At 57.9% G+C, this 23,020-nt stretch carries 23 protein-coding genes and 1 tRNA gene; 8 read left to right on the forward strand and 16 right to left on the reverse strand.

From position 1 onward, the window contains the following. Positions 1 to 2: 2 nt before the first annotated feature. A complete protein-coding gene (locus tag ACPLPM_RS01710; protein ID WP_424358507.1) occupies positions 3 to 1,184 on the forward strand; it encodes a transglutaminase-like domain-containing protein in 1,182 nt (393 codons plus the stop codon). Positions 1,185 to 1,434: 250 nt separating this feature from the next. Here the strand turns inward: ACPLPM_RS01710 and ACPLPM_RS01715 are convergent, their stop codons facing one another. Continuing rightward, complete coding sequence (locus ACPLPM_RS01715) at positions 1,435 to 2,160, reverse strand: J domain-containing protein (RefSeq protein WP_424358508.1); 726 nt, start codon at positions 2,158 to 2,160, stop codon at positions 1,435 to 1,437. A 98-nt stretch (positions 2,161 to 2,258) separates the two neighbouring features. Here ACPLPM_RS01715 and ACPLPM_RS01720 point away from each other — a divergent pair, with 98 nt between their 5' ends. Beyond that, a complete protein-coding gene (locus ACPLPM_RS01720) occupies positions 2,259 to 2,918 on the forward strand; it encodes a hypothetical protein (RefSeq protein ID WP_424358509.1) in 660 nt (219 codons plus the stop codon). A 1-nt stretch (position 2,919) separates the two neighbouring features. On the opposite strand, the gene ACPLPM_RS01725 is transcribed toward ACPLPM_RS01720, so the two are convergent. The 3 genes from ACPLPM_RS01725 to ACPLPM_RS01735 form a co-directional block, all read right to left on the reverse strand. Continuing rightward, positions 2,920 to 4,812: a PAS domain S-box protein gene (locus tag ACPLPM_RS01725; protein ID WP_424358510.1), complete on the reverse strand. Its 1,893-nt coding sequence runs from the start codon at positions 4,810 to 4,812 to the stop codon at positions 2,920 to 2,922. 93 nt (positions 4,813 to 4,905) lie between these two features. Further along, complete coding sequence (locus tag ACPLPM_RS01730; protein WP_424358511.1) at positions 4,906 to 5,682, reverse strand: winged helix-turn-helix transcriptional regulator; 777 nt, start codon at positions 5,680 to 5,682, stop codon at positions 4,906 to 4,908. Positions 5,683 to 5,747: 65 nt separating this feature from the next. Further along, positions 5,748 to 6,266: an ArsR family transcriptional regulator gene (locus tag ACPLPM_RS01735; RefSeq protein ID WP_424358512.1), complete on the reverse strand. Its 519-nt coding sequence runs from the start codon at positions 6,264 to 6,266 to the stop codon at positions 5,748 to 5,750. A 95-nt stretch (positions 6,267 to 6,361) separates the two neighbouring features. Between ACPLPM_RS01735 and hypF the strand changes: the two genes are divergently transcribed. Next, complete coding sequence (gene hypF, locus ACPLPM_RS01740; protein WP_424358513.1) at positions 6,362 to 8,617, forward strand: carbamoyltransferase HypF; 2,256 nt, start codon at positions 6,362 to 6,364, stop codon at positions 8,615 to 8,617. Between the two features lie 952 nt (positions 8,618 to 9,569). Here hypF and ACPLPM_RS01745 read toward each other — a convergent pair. Beyond that, positions 9,570 to 10,013 (reverse strand): hypothetical protein, encoded by a 444-nt coding sequence (locus ACPLPM_RS01745; RefSeq protein WP_424358514.1) that lies wholly within the window; start codon positions 10,011 to 10,013, stop codon positions 9,570 to 9,572. 181 nt (positions 10,014 to 10,194) lie between these two features. Next, a complete protein-coding gene (locus ACPLPM_RS01750) occupies positions 10,195 to 10,416 on the reverse strand; it encodes a hypothetical protein (RefSeq protein WP_424358515.1) in 222 nt (73 codons plus the stop codon). A 308-nt stretch (positions 10,417 to 10,724) separates the two neighbouring features. On the opposite strand from ACPLPM_RS01750, the gene ACPLPM_RS01755 reads away from it, so the two are divergent. Beyond that, positions 10,725 to 11,288 carry a peroxiredoxin gene (locus ACPLPM_RS01755; RefSeq protein WP_424358516.1) on the forward strand — a complete coding sequence of 188 codons (564 nt, stop codon included), beginning with the start codon at positions 10,725 to 10,727 and terminating at the stop codon, positions 11,286 to 11,288. 124 nt (positions 11,289 to 11,412) lie between these two features. On the opposite strand, the gene ACPLPM_RS01760 is transcribed toward ACPLPM_RS01755, so the two are convergent. Next, the gene (locus ACPLPM_RS01760; RefSeq protein ID WP_424358517.1) at positions 11,413 to 11,562 is read right to left on the reverse strand and encodes a hypothetical protein; all 150 of its coding nucleotides are present in this window, start codon (positions 11,560 to 11,562) and stop codon (positions 11,413 to 11,415) included. A gap of 64 nt (positions 11,563 to 11,626) precedes the next feature. Between ACPLPM_RS01760 and ACPLPM_RS01765 the strand changes: the two genes are divergently transcribed. The 3 genes from ACPLPM_RS01765 to ACPLPM_RS01775 all read left to right on the forward strand — a co-directional run bounded on the left by ACPLPM_RS01765 (position 11,627) and on the right by ACPLPM_RS01775 (position 13,755). Continuing rightward, a tRNA-Thr gene (locus ACPLPM_RS01765) sits at positions 11,627 to 11,699 on the forward strand. 563 nt (positions 11,700 to 12,262) lie between these two features. After that, positions 12,263 to 13,564 (forward strand): hemolysin family protein, encoded by a 1,302-nt coding sequence (locus ACPLPM_RS01770; RefSeq protein WP_424358518.1) that lies wholly within the window; start codon positions 12,263 to 12,265, stop codon positions 13,562 to 13,564. Between the two features lie 5 nt (positions 13,565 to 13,569). After that, the gene (locus tag ACPLPM_RS01775) at positions 13,570 to 13,755 is read left to right on the forward strand and encodes a hypothetical protein (protein ID WP_424358519.1); all 186 of its coding nucleotides are present in this window, start codon (positions 13,570 to 13,572) and stop codon (positions 13,753 to 13,755) included. A 275-nt stretch (positions 13,756 to 14,030) separates the two neighbouring features. Here ACPLPM_RS01775 and ACPLPM_RS01780 read toward each other — a convergent pair whose 3' ends face one another. From ACPLPM_RS01780 to ACPLPM_RS01820, 9 genes are all read right to left on the reverse strand, one after another. After that, positions 14,031 to 14,327, reverse strand: coding sequence for a KGG domain-containing protein (locus tag ACPLPM_RS01780; protein ID WP_424358520.1), 297 nt, complete (start codon positions 14,325 to 14,327; stop codon positions 14,031 to 14,033). Positions 14,328 to 14,500: 173 nt separating this feature from the next. After that, a complete protein-coding gene (locus ACPLPM_RS01785) occupies positions 14,501 to 16,495 on the reverse strand; it encodes a PAS domain S-box protein (protein WP_424358521.1) in 1,995 nt (664 codons plus the stop codon). 272 nt (positions 16,496 to 16,767) lie between these two features. Next, the gene (locus tag ACPLPM_RS01790; protein ID WP_424358522.1) at positions 16,768 to 17,604 is read right to left on the reverse strand and encodes an alpha/beta fold hydrolase; all 837 of its coding nucleotides are present in this window, start codon (positions 17,602 to 17,604) and stop codon (positions 16,768 to 16,770) included. Positions 17,605 to 17,647: 43 nt separating this feature from the next. Beyond that, on the reverse strand, positions 17,648 to 18,685 hold the full coding sequence (locus ACPLPM_RS01795; protein ID WP_424358523.1) for a radical SAM protein: 1,038 nt from the start codon (positions 18,683 to 18,685) through the stop codon (positions 17,648 to 17,650). A gap of 8 nt (positions 18,686 to 18,693) precedes the next feature. Continuing rightward, positions 18,694 to 19,086: a hypothetical protein gene (locus ACPLPM_RS01800; RefSeq protein ID WP_424358524.1), complete on the reverse strand. Its 393-nt coding sequence runs from the start codon at positions 19,084 to 19,086 to the stop codon at positions 18,694 to 18,696. 7 nt (positions 19,087 to 19,093) lie between these two features. Continuing rightward, complete coding sequence (locus ACPLPM_RS01805) at positions 19,094 to 19,471, reverse strand: hypothetical protein (protein WP_424358525.1); 378 nt, start codon at positions 19,469 to 19,471, stop codon at positions 19,094 to 19,096. A 462-nt stretch (positions 19,472 to 19,933) separates the two neighbouring features. Next, positions 19,934 to 20,800 (reverse strand): metallophosphoesterase family protein, encoded by an 867-nt coding sequence (locus tag ACPLPM_RS01810; RefSeq protein ID WP_424358526.1) that lies wholly within the window; start codon positions 20,798 to 20,800, stop codon positions 19,934 to 19,936. Between the two features lie 311 nt (positions 20,801 to 21,111). Continuing rightward, on the reverse strand, positions 21,112 to 21,570 hold the full coding sequence (locus ACPLPM_RS01815; RefSeq protein WP_424358527.1) for a hypothetical protein: 459 nt from the start codon (positions 21,568 to 21,570) through the stop codon (positions 21,112 to 21,114). Positions 21,571 to 21,601: 31 nt separating this feature from the next. Next, complete coding sequence (locus ACPLPM_RS01820; RefSeq protein WP_424358528.1) at positions 21,602 to 22,570, reverse strand: DMT family transporter; 969 nt, start codon at positions 22,568 to 22,570, stop codon at positions 21,602 to 21,604. A gap of 145 nt (positions 22,571 to 22,715) precedes the next feature. Between ACPLPM_RS01820 and ACPLPM_RS01825 the strand changes: the two genes are divergently transcribed. Next, positions 22,716 to 23,009: a hypothetical protein gene (locus tag ACPLPM_RS01825; RefSeq protein WP_424358529.1), complete on the forward strand. Its 294-nt coding sequence runs from the start codon at positions 22,716 to 22,718 to the stop codon at positions 23,007 to 23,009. Positions 23,010 to 23,020 lie beyond the last annotated feature (11 nt).

Consider the following 23,020-nt stretch of genomic DNA (forward strand, 5'->3'; position numbering starts at 1 on the left):
CCTTGTCTGACGGGCATAGATCAACTTCATTGTTACTGGCGTGTCTGCTGTTCATCGGCGTGATGACGTCCGTCGCTCTCTTCTATAACACGCTATCCGAGAGCCATGCCGAACCCGTCATCGTCAAGCCTACGGCCGGCAACATCACGTTCGTGAGCGCCGATTTAGATCAGTGGCAGCCGCTCGGCAGTGCCCACTCCTCCACCGTCACCTTCCGCAGGGACGCCACCGGCGAGGAAGAGGTCAGCGGTAACTTTACCTTCTGCCTTCCAGCCGACGGGTACAGCGCCCGGCAAATAGCGTTCAAGAACTGGACCCGGGGCTCTGACCTCACCCTGGAGTTCGACTTTACTGTGCCCTCCGACGGGTATGCGGGGGCTATCTCCCCGGCTTTCAGGCTGGACTTCGACATCAACGAGACGCTGACTTTCGACTACCTGAACGAGACCGGGCGGTATATCTTCATGACCTTTGCCATCGGGGACCCGGAGCCCGCCGGGGACAACCTCGGGAACGACGACCTCAGCACCCTCGTGCCTCCCGGCTACTACGATCAGCGTTTCATCGCGAGGCAGGGGGACGCGTACAACAACTCGCTGAACGCCGCAATGGGGCTCACTAACGGCGTCGAGCCGTACCGGACCAAGGACCTCTACGGCGCCATGAAAAACCTGACGGCATACGTGAACCGCCAGATGATCTCCGACCCGGATCGGTGGCAGACAGACCAGTACTACGGTGACTTCACCCAGAGCGACTGGTACATAGGCTACAACCAGTCCGGCTTCGGCCCGCGCTACCACGGCATCTGTAAAGACTTCGCTTCGCTGGCCCGGTCCTACTACCGGTCCATGGGCATCCCGGCGAAGTTCATCATCTGCGTCGAGAAGGACCGGAACGACACGGTCTACAGCCACGCGTGGCTGGAAGCCTGGGACGGGTCGAGGTGGATCCACGCCGACCCTTCCTGGAACCTGTTCGACAACCCCGGGTACTATAAAAACAACGGGTACTACGACATCCAGGTCAGGGAGCTTTCCGTGTGCGAGAAAAAGCCGACCAGCATCAAAACTTCCGGCACTGCCGATGACCTGATCTTCCAGGCCTGGATCTACTGGGACTGGGAAGACCGGCTCGACTTCGACGTCGTGATCGACAGAGGCCTGGATCCGAAGTATAACTGATTCTCTGTGCTCATAAGACATCAAGACGATCGCTGCGCTGTGCCAGAAACACAGATTACGCAGAATCTGATGATTCTGACAGATGCCACAGATTGCACAGATACTAATCGATGAGAAATGGATTTGCCGTCTACCGATTTTATTCTAATGACATCTGTGAAATCAGTGCAATCCGTTTCAATCTGTGATCCTGTATACAAGAGACTGCTTCCAGTCGGTCACAGCGCAGCGATCGTTTTTCATCCCATGCTCAGATAGGGAACATGTTCCTGGTAATCTTACCCATCCAGCCGCCTAAGACCCATCCTACGATGCCCATAGCCGGTGTGAGCCCGCAGCACCCGCAGAGGGGGTTGGGCCCCTGGCCGGGGTCGCCGAATATGGCTGTTATTATGGTCGCGGCGGCGACGGCGATGGAGAGGGTGGCGGACAGCGTGATGGCGCCGACCATCTTTGCTTCGCCGTCGCTGTTGATGGTCTTGCGCAGCTGCAGGATGGTGAGCACAGGCGGGATTAATATCGCGAAGGCGGCCAGCAGGGCTGCCGCTGCGAGGCCGGGCCTGGTGTCGAGGCGGATACCCAGGAAGACGAAGGAGGCGGCGATGATGAGGCCAAGGGTGGCGCCCATGATCATTGCGGCGACGAGGTTCTCGAAGGAGAAGTATACCGTGTGCTGGTACACGTTAGTATGCCGGGGGGCTTCGTACCCGTAGTCCGCCCACGTGTGGCTGGCGTATCCTGTGTTTCTGCTGGTATGGCGCCGTGCAGGAGATGTTAGCGCCGCATCGTACCTCGCCTTCGCCGCGGGGTCTGACAGCGTCTGGTATGCCTCGTTGAGCTGGCGCATTTTCTCCGCGGCTTCTGCTGACGGGTTTTTGTCCGGGTGGTACTGGAGGGCAAGCTGGTAGTACGCCTGCTTGATTTCCCCGGGACTTGCGTCCCGGCGGACTCCCAGAACGTCGTAGTAAGTTTTCATCCGGCTACCATCGGTTATTCTGGATTTGATCGATCAATCCCGGCGGGGGTTATATATTTATTGTAGAAGCGCAGACGATCTACCACGGTACTGTTTTTATGCTGCGAGCGGTGACCAACCGGGATTTCCCCATGCTGCGCGCGGTGCTCGAAAAGCTGTTCGGCATCGCGCTCGAGTATGACCCGGCGCTGTTCCCCGACAGCAAAGCGTTCACCGGACCCTTTCAGCCGGATAACTACGACAAGCCGGGGAGCCGCTTACGATCGCTGGCATCCTCGATGGGCCGCAGGTATAAGGTATACAGAACCTTCCGGCAGGTCGTCCGCCAGATCAGGGTCGCGGACCCGGAGAACAGGATCCGTATCGTCTTCGTCGACGGGGCCGAGGATCTCTCCTTCGGGATGGCCCCGCGCACAAATATCATCGGGTTCAACGTGGCGAGGCATAAGCTCATCTTCGTGGGCGTGCCCCCGGAGCTCGATCCCATCTCGCCGGACTGCGACCACGCGCCGGAAACCCTGGATGGCTACCTGGTGGCGGTCACGCTGCACGAGCTGTACGAGAACCTGACCGGGGATGTCAGCCACTGCCGCAACCCGGGCAAGTGCATCAACTCGATCTGCCGGCACTACGAGAACGGCACGTGCTGCGTTTGCATGGGCGGGCTTATCGACAGGAAGTACCCCGACCTCACGCTGGAAGACCTGTTCTGCGAAGAAGATTTATCGGAGCTCCGGAGGGCGTTGAATAACCAATGATCTAAGCCCGGGCTTCGGCGTCGGAGTTGGCATCCTCGGCCCGCAGCGCCGGGAGCATTACCACGAACCGGCTTCCTCTGGTGTGATCTCCCGGAACCCTGTCTTCTACCCACACTCTCCCGTGGAACTGGCTGGCCAGGGTGCTCACAAGATAAAGGCCGAGCCCACCTGACCTGGGACGTCCCCGTCCGTGCTGGAGGCGGCTGAAGATCTGCCTTTTCGTGTCGTCGGGTATGCCCGGCCCGTTATCTTCGACGGATACCCTGTAGTACTCCTGCTTCGCCTCGAAGACGCGGTCTACGGCAATGCGGACGTGGAGCGGCTTTTTCGGGTCGGAGTGCTTGACCGCGTTGGTGACGATATTCGAGAACATATCCCAGATCAGCTCGTTGGCCATGACCCTGAAGCCGTATGCCGGGCGGTAGTCGATTGTGATGTCCCTTCCCGGCGCGTGCAGAGCGCGGTCCTTCACCCAGGTGAGCACTTCTCCGATATCCATAGCCTGCGTGGCCATGTTCTCTGATCTGGCGCGCTGCAGCTTTTTGACGTTCCGGATGAGGTTCGAGCTACTTTCCAGCGTCTCCAGCGGCTTCTCCACCAGCACGACGTCGGCAGGGCCGATCTGCTCTCCTCTATGGAGCTTGTTCAGCGCCATCTCCAGGTAGCCCAGCGCGACCTGGTTCATGTTGTTGATGTCGTGGCCCATCAGGTCGAGGAACAGCTCAGCCTGAGCCCGGGCATCTTCTACCGCCCGCTCGGCATTCTTGATCTCGGTGATGTCCTGCATAGTGCCCAGCATCACCGCCGGCTGATCTTCGGTAGATATCATCTTACCTTCGCACTGTATCCACCGGACCGACCTGTCCAGGCGCACCAGGCGGTGTACCTGTCGATACATGAGCCCTTCATTCACGGTTGCTGTTATTGCCTTTTCCATCTCCCCCCGGTCATCGGGGTGGATGAACCCCAGAAACCTCGAGTAGTTTAACCCGATCTCTCCCGGCTTCAGCCCCATGATCCGGTAGCCTTCGTCAGACATCTTTAGGACGTCGCGCTGCACATCCCACCTCCAGCTGCCGAGGTGTGCCAGCTGCTGGGCCTGTGCGAGGATAGTCTCGCTCTCCTGCAGCTCCTGCTCAAAGCGCTTCCGATCGGTGATGTCCTGGATCGTCCCAAACGAGTACAGGGGCCTCCCATCTTCGAAAACAGTTTTGCCCACGCTGTGTACCCACAGTACCGAGCCGTCGCTGCGGAGGAACCGGAATTCCTGGCTGAAAGGTACATCGCTCTCTCCGGCTTTCCTGATGGCCTTAGCTACCCGTGTTCTGTCCTCGGGGTGGATGATCTCGATAAACTCCCCCTGAGTGATCGGCTGATCCACGCCGAGGATTCTACTGGCCTCGGAGGACCCGGTAACCACGTCGTTGATGGCGTCCCACCTCCAGGTGCCGAGCTGAGCCAGCTGCTGGGCCTGTTCCAGGCTAATTTTGCTATCGTGCAGCTCCTGCTCGATTCTCTTGCGGTCCGTGATGTCCCTGACTAACGACAGCACATACGCCTGTGGCCCGATCTGCATGAGCTTCAGGCTCACCTGAATCCAGAACGTATGCCCGTCCCTGTGCCTGGCATGCCAGTCGAACAGCTGGGGATGACCTGACATGGCTGCTTGTAGCCTCGCCCCGGCTTTCTCCATCGCGAGCGGGTCTTCGCCGGAGAACAGGAGGGCGGGATTGATGTGCATGATCTCTTCTTTCGAGTACCCGTACATGCGGCACATTGCCGGATTAACGTCTACTATCTCCCAGGTGCCCGGGTACTGAAGGGCAATGCCATCGCTTGCCGCTTCGAAGACGGCCCGGTATTTTTCAAGCCCTTCACGTCCCGCCAGCGCCATATGAAAAGATTTGCCGTCGTGCCGATAAAAAGCCTCAATAAAAGATCAGCGGCCCGCGGGGGAAAAGGCCTGGCTTGCGCTAAAAAGGTAACACTATTGCCGGGCCGGGTCTACGGCTTCGTAGCTGATTCCCGCCGCTTCGAGCTTCTGGATCGCCTGCGGAGCCATGTCCTCGGAAATTACGAGGGTGACTTTTAAGCCCTTGGTTGCCGCTTCCACGACGGCTTCCACTGACCCGAACCGGACGTCAGGCTTAACGCCGGCTTTCCCCAGCGCGGCCAGCGCCTCGATGCCCGCCACGCACACGGTGCCGCTCACCGAGCGTTTCAGCAGTGCCCCGTCGACACCGTGGGAGCCGCCTGCGGCTATCACCGGTATCCGAATCACCGTGACTTTCTCCTGCTTCAGCGGTATGAGGCCTTTCAGGCCAGCTACGCCCACGTCTTCTCCTGCGCCCGCCGCGTTGATCGCGGTACCGCTGGCGCTTCCGCCCCCGCGCCCGGCGTAGAGGATGCCTGCTTCCATGGTCAGGCTGACCACGTCATCCTTCTTTACCGGCTCTCTGGCGATAGCGGCCCAGACGGTCACCTGCCCGATCACGTTGTTGAGCACGTAGTCCGAGTAGTCTTTCAGCTCCCGGGCGCCCGCGATGATGGACTCGACGCCGAGGGGCGTCACCGTGTACTGGCCCCGGCCGCCGGAACTGATCATGCCCTCGGCTACCAGGTCTTTGATGTACTCGGAAACAGCCTGGGGGGTGATGCCCAGCGAGTCGGCTATCTGGCTCTGCTTGATCTGGGGCTGGCTAGCGGCGACCTCCACGAGGATCTGGAACCGCGTCACCTCTCGCTTCTTCTCCAGCACCGTCATGATATCAATCCTTGACGCGTCATGGTCTTATTCCTTGACGCGTCATGGTCTTATTCCTTGACGCGTCATGGCCGTTCCTTGACGATCTCCAGCCGCTGTCCCTTGACCGCTATGCGCCCGGACCGCTTGGCTATGGCCTTCAGGAACATCGGGCTCTTGTCGAACACCCGGGCGAGGTTGATCAGCGAAGCGTTACCCTTCTCCACCTCGGCCTCGATGTCCTCGGCTAACTTCCTTAACCCCTCGTCCATCGAAAACGAGATCATGATCAGCTCGCTCATCTCCTTCATCGTACACTGGAAGCTGGCCCGCACCTCGCTATAAGAAGTACGGTACTCCAGCACCGGCGGCTGGCCTGGCTCAGGCATACGCCACCTGCTCTCGACCAGTCCACCCTGCCGCAGCGCATCAAGGCTCTTGGCAGTATCCTTGCCGGTGATCTCGTCCAGCTCCTCCTTGGTCTTCCACCCGGCTGACACCTCGTCGAATACCTGCGAGTGCAGCCGTGAGTTAAACACCTGCAGGAGCGGCACCATGTCCGCGGCATCATTGATGATTTTTGTCCTCTTAACGCTTGGCTCCATTAAACAGGGCTCCATCCATAAAACATGACATAGAAAAATATATCACAAATCGGCAATAAACTTTTTGAAGCATTACGTCAATCTGAGCTAATTCTATGAAAAAGGCGAGAATTTCTGTAAAGGGCATTGTCCAGGGGGTAGGCTTCCGGCCGTTCGTCCACCGCATCGCAAACGAGGCCGGAGTTATGGGATTTGTGCAGAACCTGGGCACCAGCGTCGCCATCGAGGCTGAGGGCGACGATGCAGCCGTAGAGTCTTTTATCGCCAAACTTCGCGTAGGGCCGCCCCTGTCGCGCATAGACTCCGTTGAGGTAGAGTATGGGCCCTACGAAGGCAAGCACAAGGAATTCGTGATCGAGAAGAGCGGCCTGTCAGGCTTCGGAGGCTTCATCCCCCCTGACACCGGCATCTGCAATGCCTGCATCGACGACATGCGGCACACCGGCCACTACAAAGATTACTGGGCCACCTCCTGCGTGGACTGCGGCCCCCGGTACGCCATCATGGACACCCTGCCCTACGACCGGGAGACCACCTCCATGACGGACTTCCCGCTGTGCGAGGACTGCCTGAAGGAGTATAAAAATCCGAAGGACAGGAGGTACCACGCCCAGACTATCTCATGTCCTAAATGCGGCCCGAAGCTGAGCTTCTACGATTCAGGAAGACAGGAGAGCACGCCTCCCCTGGAACAGACGATCGCCGCCCTCCAGGATGGTAAAATCGTCGCCATCAAGGGCGTAGGTGGTTTTCACTTATGCTGCCGGATGGACGTCACCCAGTTGCTGCGCCAGCGCCGGAACCGGCCGGAGCAGCCCTTCGCGCTCATGGCCCCGCTGCCCATGATCGAGGACTACGCCTACGTCTCGGAGGGCGAGCGGGCGCTGCTGGACTCGCTCAAGCGGCCGATCGTGCTGCTGCGGAGGAAGGACAACGTGCCGGAATCAGTGTCGCCGGGCCTGCACACCGTGGGCTTCATGACCCCGTACACCGGCTTCCACCACTTACTCTTCGGCGCGATCGATGAGCCGCTCATCATGACCAGCGCCAACCTGCCCAGCGAGCCGATGGTCCGGGACAACGAGGAGGCGTTCCGGCGGCTGGGGGACATCGCGGACTGCTTCCTGCTGCACAACCGCCGTATCTTGAACCGGTGCGACGACTCGGTATTGAGGTGGAACCGCGGCGGCATGTACTTCACCAGAATGGCCAGGGGCTACGCTCCCACGTCCTTCGTCATGAAGGAGAAGGCGCCCAAAGCCATTTTAGCCATGGGCCCGGAGCTCAACTCGACCATATCGATCTACAAGGATAATCTCTGCTACGTCTCTCATCATCTGGGCAACATCACGAATCCGCTGGCGCTGGACAATCTCCGGGAAACCGTAGATCGTTTATTGAAGATGACCCAGGTGAAGCCCGAGATAATCGCCTGTGACCTGCACCCCTCTTTCCTGTCCACCAGGCTCGGAAAGGAGCTGGCGCAGAAGTTCGGCGCCCGGATCGTGCCGGTCCAGCACCACCGGGCGCACATCGGCTCCCTCGTCGTCGAGCGCGTCGGTACCGACGATGTCAGCGTCGACGACGTGGTCGGCGTCGCCATGGACGGGGTGGGCTTCGGAGAAGACGGCACCGTCTGGGGCGGCGAAATATTTACAGGCAAAGGCCACCCGGTCGGGCTGCTCCCCGCGCCCATGCCCGGGGGCGACCTGGCCACGAAGTTCCCGCTGCGCATGGTGGCCGGGCTATTGCATGGATCAGTCGAAGACGGCAGGATCACGCAGATGCTGGAGCAGGGCATGACCGGGATAGAGGCGAGCGTCATCCTGCGGCAATTGCAGACCGGCCTCAACGTGGCCCGCACCTCCAGCGCCGGCAGAGTGCTCGATGCAGTCGCAGCCGTGCTGGGCATCTGCTACCAGCGGACCTACGAAGGCGAGCCCGCGATGAAGCTGGAGAGCGTCGCCTACTATGGCGACGCCCGAAACGTAAAGCTGCGGTGCGACATAATTACTCAGAACGGCATACGGTTTGTGGACTCGAGATCTCTGCTACTCTCGGTGGTCGAGGCGCTCGACGAAGGCAAACGCAAAGCTGACATAGCAGCCGCCGCCCAGGACACCCTCGCAAAGGCGTTCGCAGACCAGGCCTGCGAGGAGGCAAAGAAAGCCGGCAAAGGCATCGTCGGCTTCAGCGGCGGCGTCGCCGTCAACGCGGCCATCGGCGCCGTCATCGAGAACACGGTGAAAGAGAGCGGCCTCCAGTTCGTCACCAACCACAAGCTCCCCTGCGGCGACGGCGGAGTCTCCTTCGGCCAGGCAGTGCTGGCCAACCGGGTCTTAGAGAAATAACCCTACAAGATCAATCACTGCAACTTCTCAACCACGGCGGCACGGCTCCCTATCCTTCCAACTGGAGATCATATGTTCTAACCACGGCGGCACGGCGATGCTGTGTTGCATTATTCTTATCTTCATGTTCGCCTTTTGAACGCCTGCAGTCGCAGGCGTTCTCGAGGCGATGCGATGACGATCGCTGCGCTGTGCCAGGATCACAGATTGAAACGGATTGCACTGATTTCACAGATGACCTTAGAATAAAATCGGTAGACGGCAAATCCATTTCTCATCGATTAGAATCTGTGCAATCTGTGGCATCTGTCAGAATCATCAGATTCTGCGTAATCTGTGATCCTGGCACAGCGCAGCGATCGTCTTGCTGAGTCACTCCACCTGCAATAGCTCGGCCCAAAGAAGAGAAAATGAATTATGCAACACAGCAGCACGGCGACACGGAGACCGGGTGAGACACGATAACAAGATCCATTGTTTGAACCACGGCGGCACGGCGACACAGAGACAACCGTACCCGAATTGCATGGCTCTTTTTTATGCTCCACAGCGGCACGGTGGCTGGGAGCACAGAGACAACCAACTTACACATTATCATAGTGCTACATCGGTCAGGATTCAACTGGGTACTGAAGCTTTCAGGATACTGATCAGAATTACAGACTGAAACGATTGGATAGCGAACAGCTTTTGGTTAATGCATTGTCTCCGTGTCGCCGTGTACTGAAAAAGAGGTCGCTTTTACCGGTTCGCCACTGTCTCTGTGTCGCTGTGCCGCCGTGGTTCCAGTAACCATCCGGGCGTTTATGGATCGCATAGACGCTGTGTCGCTGTGCCGCCGTGGTTCCAGTTACCACCCGGTTGTAGTAGATCGCAATGTCGCTGTGGCTCTATTGACCATCTGGCCAAAGTAGTTTAAACCATACTGCACTGTCGGGATAGGCTGTTTATTCTATTTTTCCACTTTTTTGGTCACGATCTTGCCCTTGGTCTTCCTGGCCGGCTTCTTGCCGTAGTACTCGATGAGGCCGGTGGATTGCAGCTCGCCGAAGGCCACGTCGGGGCGGATGATGGCGCTGCCTTTGCAGGTGACTTTGCCGAGGACCCGGGCGTGGTCGAGCGCCAGCAGATCGCCTTTGACGGTGAGGTTGCCCCGGATGATCGTCCACGGGCCGAGGATCACGTTGTTGGCCTTGACGTCGCCCATCGCCTGGGCGCCCTTGCTGAGCACGAGGTCGCCGTCGATGTTGACCAGTTCCAGCAGCCTCGAGTTCATGCCGGCCAGCAGGTTGACCCTGTAGTTGAGAGGCTTGATATAGTTGGAATTTTTCCCAATTATCAGCGTGTTCGACTCTATGTGAGCCCTGATCGACGAACCATCCATCCCTTCAGCCATATATATCCACTTTTCAATCGTAATGTATAAAAAGTTTATTTAGGCACCTCTGGTATGTGGCCTAAAAACGATATTATAATTAGCTACTTATCGTAAACTAATGGTTGCACTACACTCCGGAGTCCCTGCGAATGCACCCGAACCGCCTATTACCCGGGGGTTTACTGTACAGGGAAAACGGCTACCAGCGGAGCCTCTGGCCGATGATTAGCTCGATTACCTCCGGGTCGGGCCGGTTCTCTGAGTAGTATGGGTCCCGCATAATCCGGCGGCAGCTGTTCAGGGAGCATAGCTGCTGATCAGAGTATGACATCCAGAGATACCGGAAGACTTCCGGGCTGCATGTCAGCAGCGCCTGCATGACGTGTCCCCTGAACAGAGTGTCCGAGTAAAACTTGCCCACCCCTGTGTACCGAGGAGTGTCTTATAAAAATACTATATAATGATTGTTGTCCTGCGGACTGTAAAATCTAAGGCTGGTACCGTCGCTTCTCTTGCCTTAGATGGAGTTATAAGGTTGAACGGAAGGAAGGATCGCGGAAGCCCAACAAAGATTTCGAGGGTCAGCCTGCACTTTCAGCGCATGCGAGATTTATCGGGGTGCCTCTTTATGGGCCCGTCAACAGTATGCCAGCCTCCCGGGTCGAAGCATCCCGGAAAGCTCAATAATTTATATAAACGTGAATATTATAAACTATTCTGTGATTGCCCATGCTCAGGATTAACGATCGGGTTCCCGACTTCGAAGCCGACGCCTTTGTCGGCAGCGAGATAAAGAAGCTCAAGTTCTCAGACTACAGGGGCAAGTGGATGGTCCTCATCTTCTACCCCGCCGACTTCACCTTCGTCTGCCCCACGGAGCTGGAGGAAATGGCGGACCTGTACCCGAAGTTCAAAGACCTGGATGCAGAGGTGTTCAGCGTCAGCCGGGACACCGCTTTCGTTCACAAGGCATGGCACGACAACTCCCCGGCGATCAAGAAGATCAGGTACCCCATGTTGGCAGACCCTACCGGTAAGCTATGTAAAGAGTTCGGCACCTACATCGAGGAAGAGGGAGTGTCCCTCCGGGCCAGCTTCATCATCGACCCGGAAGGACTCCTGAAGGCTATCGAGATGCACGACAACAGCTTCGGGCGGAGCGCGAAAGAGCTGCTGCGAAAGCTGGAGGCAGCGAAGTTCGTCCACGACCACAAGGGGCGGGTATGCCCCGCCAGCTGGCAGCCCGGCGAAGACACAATGGAGCCCACCCTCGATATGGTGGGGAAGATATAGGGGAAGTACCGTCGCTTGCCTTTCGGTATATATGAGTTGTAAGGTCGTACGGAAGGGAGGATCGCGGGAGGCCTAACAAAGGGTATCGGTGATCGGCCTGCGCTTACCAGCGCAGATGTGGGATTCAGGCCTGCCACCCCTCCATTAGTCCTCTGCCAGTCACCGTGGTATAGCGTGCCTCCATCTCTGTCTCTGATGCCTGCAGCCCATATTCTCCCGAGACCGCAGGTCTCCAGTTTTCAGGGGTGCAGACCACGCCGATCTGGCCCGCCACAGGCGGGCCCGACCGACATATTTATTAATAAGGTGTGACATTTGGGTGTTGCTGAATTCTGGATGCCTCGGTGGCTTAGCCGGCATAGCGCGTCCTTGGTAAGGACGAGGTCGCGAGTTCAAATCTCGCCCGAGGCTCTATAACTAATCTTCCGATTTTCATCGTCTTCTTCTGCTATCTTATCCACTATCAACTCAGCCGGCTTGATAAATAAGAGATATATAAGTGAATTGAAAAGGTAGGGATAGGGAGTATCCGTGCAGATGTCTTGCTCACATCCGCACCTTCTGGCATCATATTATGCCAGCTATAGGCAACGCAGAAATTATTATTGCAAGGGCTATTGCAGTTTTATATTCTCTATCCAGGTTTGCACCTTCAGCCCGTAATGGGCGGGAGGTTTAGCCGATTTTACCCGGCGATAATAATAATGGCGTCTGGCGTATGACTTTTATTTATATGCGTGTGAAAAGTATTGTAGTGCCAGACCTTGATACTCTGGCTACAAAAAATTTATAAACCATGTCCTATCCTATGTTATTATCTTATCATAGAGCGCCTACCGACCTGATGTTCGGGCGCTGGCGTGATAGTAAAGTTTAGGATGGCCACAGACTAATACTGCATATTGCAGGTGCATTTCGAGACGTACGTATGCTCAATATCGGAAATGTTCTGGCCGTCCCGGAGAGACTTGTCAATGTCCAATTTATTGATCGAAGCAGTCGTCGTTGTATTTCTGATCATTCTGAACGGCCTTTTTGCGATGGCTGAGATCGCCATTGTGTCCAGCCGTAAGGCCCGGCTACAGCAGCTCGCCAACGAGGGGGATAAGAACGCCGGATTAGCCCTTGAACTGGCCCAGGCACCGGGGGATTTCTTGTCGACTGTCCAGGTCGGCATCACTTTGATTGGTGTGCTGAACGGTGCGTTCGGAGGGGCGACCATCGCCGAAGACCTCGCCCCGTACATTAGTGCTGTTCCTGCCCTGTCCCCGTATGCGGAGCCCATCGCAATAGCCACTGTAGTACTGGCCATCACCTTCCTCACGATCGTGGTGGGGGAACTGGTGCCCAAGCGCATCGGGCTGAACAGCGCGGAGAAGATCGCCCTGATCATCGCCGGGCCAATGCGTTTTCTGTCCATGCTGGCGATGCCGGCTGTCCGGCTGCTGAGCCTTTCCACAGAGCTCTCTCTCCGGGTGTTGCGTATCAAGCCGTCTGTCGAGCCTCCGGTGACTGAGGAAGAGATCAAGGTCCTGATCGATCAGGGTGCCAAGGCGGGCGTGTTCGAGGAGGCGGAGAGCGACATGGTCGAGAGCGTGTTCCGCCTGGGAGAGCGGCGGATCAGCGCCATGATGGTGCCCCGCACCGATGTGACGGCGCTGTACACGGATGACTCGCTGGAGGAGGTCCGGCAGAAGATCACCGAGAGCGGCCACTCGATCTTCCCGGTCTGCGAGGGCGGCCTGGACGAGGTGCTCGGCATCGTGTACGCGAAGGATCTGCTGAGCAGGTACATGGTAGGCCAGCCTCTCGATTTGAAGGCGACCATGAAAGAGCCGCTGTTCATCCCCGAGAGCATGCCCGCGCTGAAGGCGCTGGAGCTGTTCAAGAAATCGGGCAAGAACATGGCCCTGATCATCGACGAGTACGGCGGACTGCAGGGCCTGGTCACCATCCACGACATCATGGAATCCGTAGTCGGCGACATCTCCGAGATCGAGGGCCCCAAGGTTGTCCAGAGAGATGACGGCTCGTGGCTGGTGGACGGGATGATGCCCGTCGACGAGTTCAAGAACGAGCTGGATATCGACAGCCTGCCCGAAGAGGAGAGTGGCATGTTCCAGACCCTGGGCGGCTTCGTCATGACTCACCTGCACCGCATTCCGGCGGTGGGTAACAAGTTCACTGTAGACGGCTATACCTACGAAGTCATGGACATGGACGGCATGCGGGTCGACAAGGTCCTGGTCACGCCTCCGGCGGCGGAAGATGAATAGGAAAAGTGATCCACGAGGGGCTTAAAGTGGTGCTGGGCAGGATTTTTCGCTGGATTCTCCACATGGTCTTCCACATAGTTCTCGGAAAGGCGGTGTACCGGCTACGGGGGCTTGTCCTGCGGGGTTTCGCCAGGCTCGTGCACATCCTCTTCGACCGGATTTTCACGTGGGCTTTCCGAAAGGTTTTTTGAAAGCCCCGCTTTCCGAAAGGTTTTTTGAAGCCGGAGTCCCATTACTTTCGTAGCGCCCACTGCTCAGGTTCAAGAAGTTCTTATACGTAGTGTGCTCCGGAGCTCGCGGCATGGCCCGCCGGGCCCGGGCAAAGTCCATCCTTCACATGCACGAGAAACGTGATCCCGGCTTCCGGTGGGCTGTTCCGCCGCTCCGTACCTGTGATGGCCGGCCTGCCGTCAGGGGCGGCCTCAAAAGAGAAATCGTTTTTATCGGTCCGGCGTTACTTGTTTACCTACTTTTTCTCTTCGGCCTCTTCTCCCTTCTCGATCAGGTCTTTGACCTTCTGGCCGCCTTTGTGCCCGATCTTCGAGTAGAACTCGGGACCTTTCTCCTCGGCGACTTTTTCTCCGCCTTTGTGGCCTATCTCCTGGTAGAATTCTTTGCCGTGGGTTTCTGCGGTCTTCTCGCCACCCTTCTCCCCGATCTCCTGGTAGAATTCTTTGCCGTGGGTTTCTGCGGTCTTCTCGCCACCCTTGTGGCCTGCTTCACGTACTGACATTCCACCTTTCTTCTCACTCTTTTCAGCCATAATATCACCTTAGCTATGATGTAGGACGAAGGTAGGACTGATAAATCGCTGCATGTGAAAAAATAAAAACCCGGGGTGCGGATGAAGGATAAACTGGTGAGAGCGACGGTTCACTCCGGGAAGCCGGATATCCTCTGGTGCGCGGGTCGTCGGCCTGGAAATATCAGTTTCTTTCAGCCAGCGCAGGCTCCTGTTCCTCCCTGGGGCGAAGCCTCGGCTGTGGGCAGCAGGACGACGAATCGGGTGCCTTCCCGGTAGTTGCCCTTTATCCGGTCCTCCACCCTGATGCTCCCGCCGAAGTCCTCCACCAGGGTTTTGACCAGGTAGAGCCCGAGCCCTCTGCCTGCGGCTTTTGTTCTCCCTCGCTGGAGCCTGGCGAAGAGGCGGCTTTTCACGTCGTCGGGAATGCCCGGGCCGTTATCTTCGACCGTCACCATATAGTATTCTTTGCCAGCTCTGCTGATCTCGGCTATGGCGATGTTGATCTGCACGGGCTTATCTGGAGACGCGTGCTTGATCGAGTTGTCGATCAGGTTGGCGAACACATCCTCTATAAGCTGGTTTGCGGTCACCATGCAGCTGTGGCCTGCGGGGTAGCTGGCGGTAATGGTGACGTTTCTTCCCACCCGGCTCGAGTACCTCTTCTTCGCCTTTTCTATGACCTCGCACAGGTCGACGATCTCCGTCTGCAGATCTCCTTGTTCCGCCTGCTGTATCTTCCTGACGTTATCGATCAGCTGGGTGCTGCTCTCCAGCATCTCGGCGGACTTGTCGAGCAGCATGGTCGTTTCCCTGTCCTCGGTCGCCCTGGCCTGTGCCATTTCGATGTAGCCGGAGGCTATCGTGTTCAGGTTGTTGATGTCGTGGCTCATCAGGTCGAGGTACAGTTCCGCCTGAGCTTTGGCGTCCCGGAGCTCATTTTCTATAGACTTCAGCCGGGTGATGTCCACTATCGTCGCCACGGCGGCCCTAATCTGGCCTTTTTCGTCCCGGATGGGGGCGCTGCTCACCAGCAGGTTCATCTTCTGGCCATCCCGCTTGATGAACTGCATTTCCACATCGTCTATCCGCTTTCCCTCTTCCAGCGAGATCAACAGAGGCAGTTCGCTGTTCGGGTAGGGCGAGCCGTTGGACCGTAAAAGCCGGCGTGGGCTTACTGTCGGGCTGTACACGTTACCGGGGACATCGTCGCTGAAAATTCTCTCCGCCCAGGGGGAGTAGAACGAGATGTTACCGTCCGGGGCATTGGCGACTATGATTCCTATCGGGGCCGTGTTAAGGATGCCCTGGAGGGTGCCTCTTGCCTGGGCCAGGTCCCTGGTGCGCTCCTCAACCCGCCTTTCCAGCTCGCCGTATGCCCTTCGCAGTGCCTCTTCGGCCTGTTTCCTTTCCCGGATATCCCTGCATATGCCCTTGAAGCCTTTGATGCTCCCTTTTTCGTCGTACGTCAGCGTCAGCGTCATCTCCATGGCCACCGGATCGCCCATTCTGCTAATCATTGTCTTTTCGGCGACATCGTACTGCTTGTGCAGACTGATCAGGTTCTGCAGTATGGCTGATATCCGCTTAGCTTCCCCGGGCTCCATGAACTCATACATGGATTTGCCGATGACCTCCTCCGGAGCGTACCCCAGGATATCCCGCACTCTAGGGCTGGTATAAGTAAAAATTACGTTATTGTTCGCTTCCCATACCCAGTCCTGGATGTTCTCGACCAGATCCCGGAACTTTTCCTCGCTTTTTCGCAACGCAGCTTCAGCATTTTTCCGCTGGGTGATGTCCCTGGAGATACCCTGGATGCCGACTATCTTACCCTCTTTGTTGAGGATGGGGGAGGTCTTCACTTCGAAGGGCGCTCGTCTGCCCTGGGCGTCGATGACGACGACTTCGTACGGGGGCAGGTCCTCTCCCTTTATTCGCCTTGCCAGCTTATCCTTTAGGATTTCGCGGTATTCCGGCGCTACGAAATCCCAGACCATCTTTCCGACGATGTCTTTCGCTTTGATGTGGATGACCTTCTCGACGTTACTGGTCATGAACTGCCACCGGCCGGTCAGGTCGATCGTCCAGAGGATGTCTCCCGAGTTCTCTATCATGAACCGGAACATATCATCGTTGGACTGGTATCCGTTTTTCTCCCCGCTCCGTCTCCCTATACGGCCGTCCATACAGATCGCTATCCACTCTGATATTTGCCCTCTGCCGGCATCATCACCCCACACGGTGAGAAATATCTAATTTCATTTTTCCGTACGAAGTAATGATTTTTAGCAACGAAATCGCAGCTAAAAACCCCGTAAAAGCGTTCAATGTCATCCGCGAAATTATCTGCTCCGGCTACTGCATGCAAATCGATTATATCTGGTAAGCCTCGAGATAGGCCGGGTACAAAAATCACAACTCCTGGCATACCCGGCAAGTCCGGGGGTCTCTCGCGTGTCTATCTTTTGATCTGGCACTGTTGCTCTTCTACCCGGTCCAGCCACTCGTTAACCAGGCATTCGAAAACCGTCTGCTGCTCTACTTCCAGCCCGTGGCCCGCCCGGTCCAGCACCACAAAGGTGCCCCGGGGATAGTTATCCACGATTTTCAGCATATCCTTGAAGCCTACCGTGGCATCCTGGCGCCCGGCCAGCAGGAGAGCCGGTTTTTCAAACGGCCTCTCGAGCCGGTCCACGTCGAAGGAAAACGGGTACCCGTTTTTCATCAGCTCCCGGACGAAGTCGTCATCCCGCGATCTGACGCCCGGCAGGATGTCCTGCTGGAACCGCTTCCAGCGTATCCGGTCTTGCAGTACCAGCATCCGCTCGAACAGGCGGCGGTCCTCGGGTTCGATGCCGGCCAGCAATTCCTCGTCCCGGGCGAACACGCTCCGCTCCGGCAGCGCACGCTTCGCCCTTTCCGCTATGACGACCGGGCAGATCACCAAAAGCCCGCCGAGGCGATCGGGACTGCGACGGACCATGCCCCGGGCCAGGTATCCCCCGTAGGATTCACCGGCGACCAGGAACGTCCCGCAGGGCACGATCTTCTCGCAGAAGCCGATGACTGTGTCCAGTATCTGGTCGGAGCTCATAACGTGGCCTGGGGCTCTGGTCCGGCCCATGCCCGGCAGGTCGAAGTATATCCGGCGGTAGCCCGGCCGGCGTTCGAAGACGGGCTCCATGCACCCGATCATCACGTTGTGGTCGATGCCGTACCCGTGGATCATCACTACCGGGGCCCCTTCGCCGAACTCCTCGTAGTACACCCTCAGCCCGTCGACGTCGCAGTACATCAGTGTAGATCAGGTTAAAAGGCGTCAAATAGCTATTGCCCGCTTAAGTCTGTGTAATTCCTGACAGCGGCTCTTCCACGTCTGCCCGGCCGTAGATCTGCTCCAGGATGGCCCGGCATCCGCCCCTGCAGGCCGGAAAATCTTTGCAGCCGCGGCATCTCTCCGGGGCGCAGCGCCTGAAGCTCTCTGCCGCTGCGGAGGCCTTGATCTTCCTGAACGGCTCCTCCCTGAAGTCCCCGAGCACCTGGGGCGAGTGGTTGCACATGCGCATCATGCCCTGCGGGTCGATGGTGTAGTACGCCCCCTGCCCGCCCGCCGGACAGCTGCCAAAGGTGATCCGCTTATACTCCCGGGTATCCAGGACGCAGGGCAGGACGGGAACGCCGCAGTGCACCGGAATGCCGTACTGCCGGGACAGTTCCTCGAGAAGGTCCAGGTGGGCTTTTACGGTACTTGCGGGCAGCCGAAGCTTTTCCATGTGTCTCAGCCCTTCGCCGCCCGGGTTGAAGGGATTGTACATGAGGGTCCGGGCGCCGAGGGCGATGGCCATGAGGCAGGCGCCTTCGAGGTCATCCGCGTTGACTCTGGTAGCGACGAAGACCGCGGCGAAATTACCGCCGGCAGCGGTGATGTTAGCCATGCCGTCTATGACCTTGTCGAACGCCTTCGACTGCGCAAGATAGTCGTGGGCAAAAGCAGTATCGCTGAGCAGGGGCAGCTCGTACATCGAAACGCTGTCGATGGTCCCGGCGACGTTGTCCCCTGTGAGGAGGGTGCCGTTTGTGATGAGGTTAACATTAATATGGCGGGCCTTGATGTCCCCGAGTATTTCAGGCAGGTCTTTCCTCAGGAGGGGCTCCCCTCCGCTGACTGTGATTAGCCTGACAGAAGACTCACGCTGCAGCTTCCCGGTAATCTTCGCCCATTCGGACGCGGGCAGGTCTCCGGGCGTCGGCCGGCCGTGGCACTTCCACACGTTATAGCAGTACAGGCAGCGGTTATTGCAGGCGGCAGTGACCTCGTAGATGAACCCGGTCTCCGGCTCCTTCGTCGCCATAGATTTCATGACTTCTCGAAACATAGCCCGTCCTACTTTCTGATCTTATTGTAAACGTGCTCGGGCAGCTTGCCGCTTTCCCGGAGCTTCTCCGCCAGCTCCAGCCTCATGGTGATCGGTACGGCGGTCAAGATGACCGAGGCGGCCGGCTTGTAGCACGTCACCTCTGGCTGGACCTCGTAGCAGGTCACCACCGGCGGAGGCGGAGCCATGATCGCCTGCATCAGCAGGAAGATGGCGGCGCCGAGGATCACCAGCGTCAGGAATAAGCCTGCTGCGAGGGCGATCATCCAGAGTGGCGCCGGTCCCAGGGCGAGGGTTTTCCTCCGGGTGAAAAGGTAGGCTGATGTACCGACGCACAGCACCCCGGCGGCCAGCGACACGATGCCCGCGGCTATGATCACGAGCATCAGCAGCTTTTCCATGGTTCGCTCACCGGCCTCCGCGGACCTTATCGTAGACGTCTTCAGGGATCTTGCCCTGTCCGCGGAGCTCCTCAAGTAAGCCGGCCCGGTCGACTACAGCCCCGGTAGAATAGTCCGGGGGCATCGGGGCATAGCAGGTCACTACAGGAGGAGGCGTCTGGGTGGCGATGATGTAAGCCGCGGCGAAGATGACGATGCCCGGCACCACGAACGTCAGGAACAAGCCTGTGGCGAGCACCAGCATCCACGCCGGGACTCCTCCGACGGTACGGCCTCTCTGCTTTACGAACAGGTAGAGGCTGGCTGCTACCGTGCAGAGCCCCGCGAAGAAAACGATGCAGGCTGCGCCTGCTGCTAAGATCAAGATCAGCGTTTCGTCCAGCATTTAGTTGACCCCTGCCAACCCGCTATTGATCATATGTTAGAACGTCCCGTTTAATAAGAATTAGGTAAACTACGGGCCTGTTTGAACCTATCGAGCGCCATTTCCATAAAAACAGGTTTATAGCGGCTCCATCGATCTGCTATGTTGCATAATTCTCATCTTTATGTTCGCCTTTTGAACGCCTGCTGAAGCAGGCGTTCTCGAGGCGATGCTAAGACGATCGCTGCGCTGTGCCAGATCACAGATTATGACAGATGGCACAGATTGCACAGATACTACTCGATGAGAAATGGATTAACCGTTTACCGCTTTGATCTAATGCCATCTGTGAAATCCGTGTAATCTGTCATAATCTGTGATCTGGCACAGCGCAGCGATCGTATTGCCAAGTCACTTTATCTGCAATGGCTCGATTCAAAGTAGTTGATTTATGCAACACAGTACCATCCATGCGAAACAGGTCTACGGCGGCACTCTGTCCCGGCCGAGGACGAAGCTGAGCAGGGAAATGTACCGCCGGCCGTCTTTCTCGTAGTACACTCCGAAATACGACCTGTCCCACCCGAAGTACGGGTAGTACCCTTCCGGGCCTGCCAGCCCCAGCCTGACCAGGTAGTTCCGATCTTCCCTGAGCGGGAGCAGCTTCTCGTCGATCCGCCTTCCCTTGATCGTGAAGGAGGACTTCTGCAGCCAGTACAGGATGTCGGCAACTTTGCCGTCGTCGCTTTCCTCGAAGGCCGCCTCGGCGTGCTCGTGGCCGCAGAGGATGACAAAGCCGGGCTGGAGCACTTTTCGGACGGCGGCGAACGCGTCCTCCGGCAGGTAGTGGTAGCCGCTCCAGTCGAAGTACCGCTGGCCGTCCCGGGATATCCTCTGCCAGGTTCTGCTGTGCAGCCAGGCGGTGATCTGGTCGGCGTCTGCTGGGCAGATCGTCTCAGGGTCTACGGGGCCGCCGTGAGAAGCGTACAGGCGGGCATCGTGGTCTGCCCAGTACTGGCCCGCATTCTCGAAAAAGCCCTTCCACGTATCCTGCGCCCGGCACTGCGAGTTCGCGGCCTCGCTACGAGAGTCGCTCCCCGACACCGGGTTGCCGCAGATGAACGCCTCGTCGTGGTTGCCCAGCACCGAGACCAGGTGGTGCAGCGACCTGAGCCGGTCGATGACCTCGCACGGGTGGTAGCCACGCTCCACTGTATCGCCGAGGTTAAGGACTCGCTCCACGGGGCCGAACCGCCCGGCAAAGGCCGGGTCGTGGGTCAGCTTGAGAATGGCATCCAGCGCGCCTATGTCGGCATGGATGTCCGAAAGTAACAGCGTACAGCCCCGCATCGATTGAGACAATGAGCGCGAGATAAATAACTCTTACTATGTTGCAGAGGAGCCCGTGAACGTGGACTAACGCTGCGCTGTGCCAGGTCACAGATTACGACGAATGACACAGATTGCACAGATACGAATCGATAAGAATGGAAAAGTTAACCATCTTCGTTTTAGTCCTATTGTCATCTGTGAAATCTGAGCAATCTGTCGTAATCTGTGATCTGGCACAGCGCAGCGTTCGGCTTGCTGTCTCATGTCGTCTGAGCAATCTGAAACGCACAGCGCAACGCTCGTATTGCTATCTCACCACACATCACAACCTATTTCAGCTGTCCCGACGCCTTATCGTACTCGAACATCCGCCGGGGATTGCGCCGGTACCTCTTGAGCACGTCGGGATTCAAGAAGTTGAACTTCGCCTGCCAGAGGGGTATGCAGTACATGTAGTCGGGGCTGGAAGGGGTGCCGCCTATGCCGATGACGATGAAGACCCGGTGGCCTGTCCGGGCTACGTACCGCTGGTATTTCTGGGGCTGGTATTCCTTGGCCCAGGCGATGTTGCCCGCGAACAGTTTTGACCGGAACTTGCACTCGACTCCGAACACTGTCTTCGATGGCAGGTGCTCGACTATGAGGTCGGGGTTGAAGTCGATCTCCTGCCTGCTTCGCAGGCCATCCTGTGCCCAGGTGACGACTTTGAAGTCCTTTCCGAAGAGAGCTATCACGTGCCGCTCGAACTCATAGCCCAGCGTGTGTGTGGGGTCGGTGAAATCCGGCATCGCTCCCTCATTGCCCTGCAGGCAGTTAAAATTATCCGTCAGCCGTACTCGGGTGGCCTGCATTTTCGGGGTCGTCTTCCCGGCCCCGGGTCTGGGTGACGTACAGCCCGGCCATGACGAGCGCAGCGCCGGCCACCGTGAAGGTCGTCAGCGTCTCTCCGAGCAGGAGCACCGCCAGCGCCACTCCTGCCAGCGGGGTCACGTAGATGGTCATGCCCACGTCCGAGGCCGGAAGCCTGCTCAGGCCGTGGTTGAAGATCAGGAAGGCGACCACGGAGCAGCAAATTGCCAGAAAGCCTATGGATACCCAGGAGACCGGGGTGAGCGCGGCCAGCGGCGTCATGGGCGTGGCGAAGTAGTATACTGGCAGCAGCCCGATGACGCCGAAGAGGAAGGTGTATACGAGGATGGTCAGCGGGCCGTACCGGTCGGCGATCTTCTTGGAGGCGATGGCGTACAGGCCGAAGAGGGCGGAGCTGGCCAGCCCCAGCAGGTCGCCGGACAGGTGCGCGATGGACAGGCCTCCCGAACCGCCTGTGACGATGAGGAAGACGCCTCCGAAGCCGATGAGAGCGCCCAGCGTCTGCTTGCCGGAGAGCCGTTCCTTCAGGAGCAGCACTCCGAAGATCATGATGAAGATCGCGGAGAGGTTGAAGAGGAGGGAGAAGTTGGTCACCGTCGTGTACACCAGGGCCATTACCTGGAGCACGAACTGGAGGGAGACGCCGGCGACGGACATGAAGATCAGCACCGGCAGGTCGGCCAGGCTGACTTTCAGCGCGTCCCGGTTGAACGCGAGCGTGAGGGCAAACACCGCGAGGAAGGCGATGGTGAACCGGACGGTGACGATCTCCACCGGGGTGAGCTGGATGAGAGCCTCTTTGGCGGCGATGGAAGAGGCGCCCCAGAACACGTTGATGAGAACTAAGCCGATCATGATAGCAGCGCCGGTATTAGAAATTGATCGCAGGTTCTTCAGCATCAGTGTATGCACGCCCATTTTGAAGGCTGACACGACCCCGTTTTTTAAATCCCTTCGGGTCTGCCCTTCCTCCGGCAGAGCCGGCAGATCGGTAGCGGGCGCCGCTATCTTTTTACCAAACCCTTTTATAATCCGGCGTTTGATATCGTTCCGGGGATGAATCATGGAGTGCAGTAAGTGCCTTATGCTTGCCTGTATTGTACTGGTGCTGGCCCTGCTGGCGATCGGGCCTGCGGCGGCGCAGTGCGTGCAGACAGGCGGGTTTACCAGGACCTATCAGAAAAGTGTGGCAGGAGGTACCTTCGTGCCACCGCAGGCTGAAGTCTCAGAGACGTTCTACCAGTATCCGGGGATCAGCGCGTTCGGAGCTTACCCGGGCGGGGGCTATGCCTATGACTATGGTGTCGGCATGACTCCGTGCGGATACGGGCCTTTCGGCGGCTTTACGTACCTCTGAGCGAGAAAAGA

The organism is Methanocella sp. MCL-LM (assembly GCF_049676595.1).
Taxonomy (GTDB): domain Archaea; phylum Halobacteriota; class Methanocellia; order Methanocellales; family Methanocellaceae; genus Methanocella_A.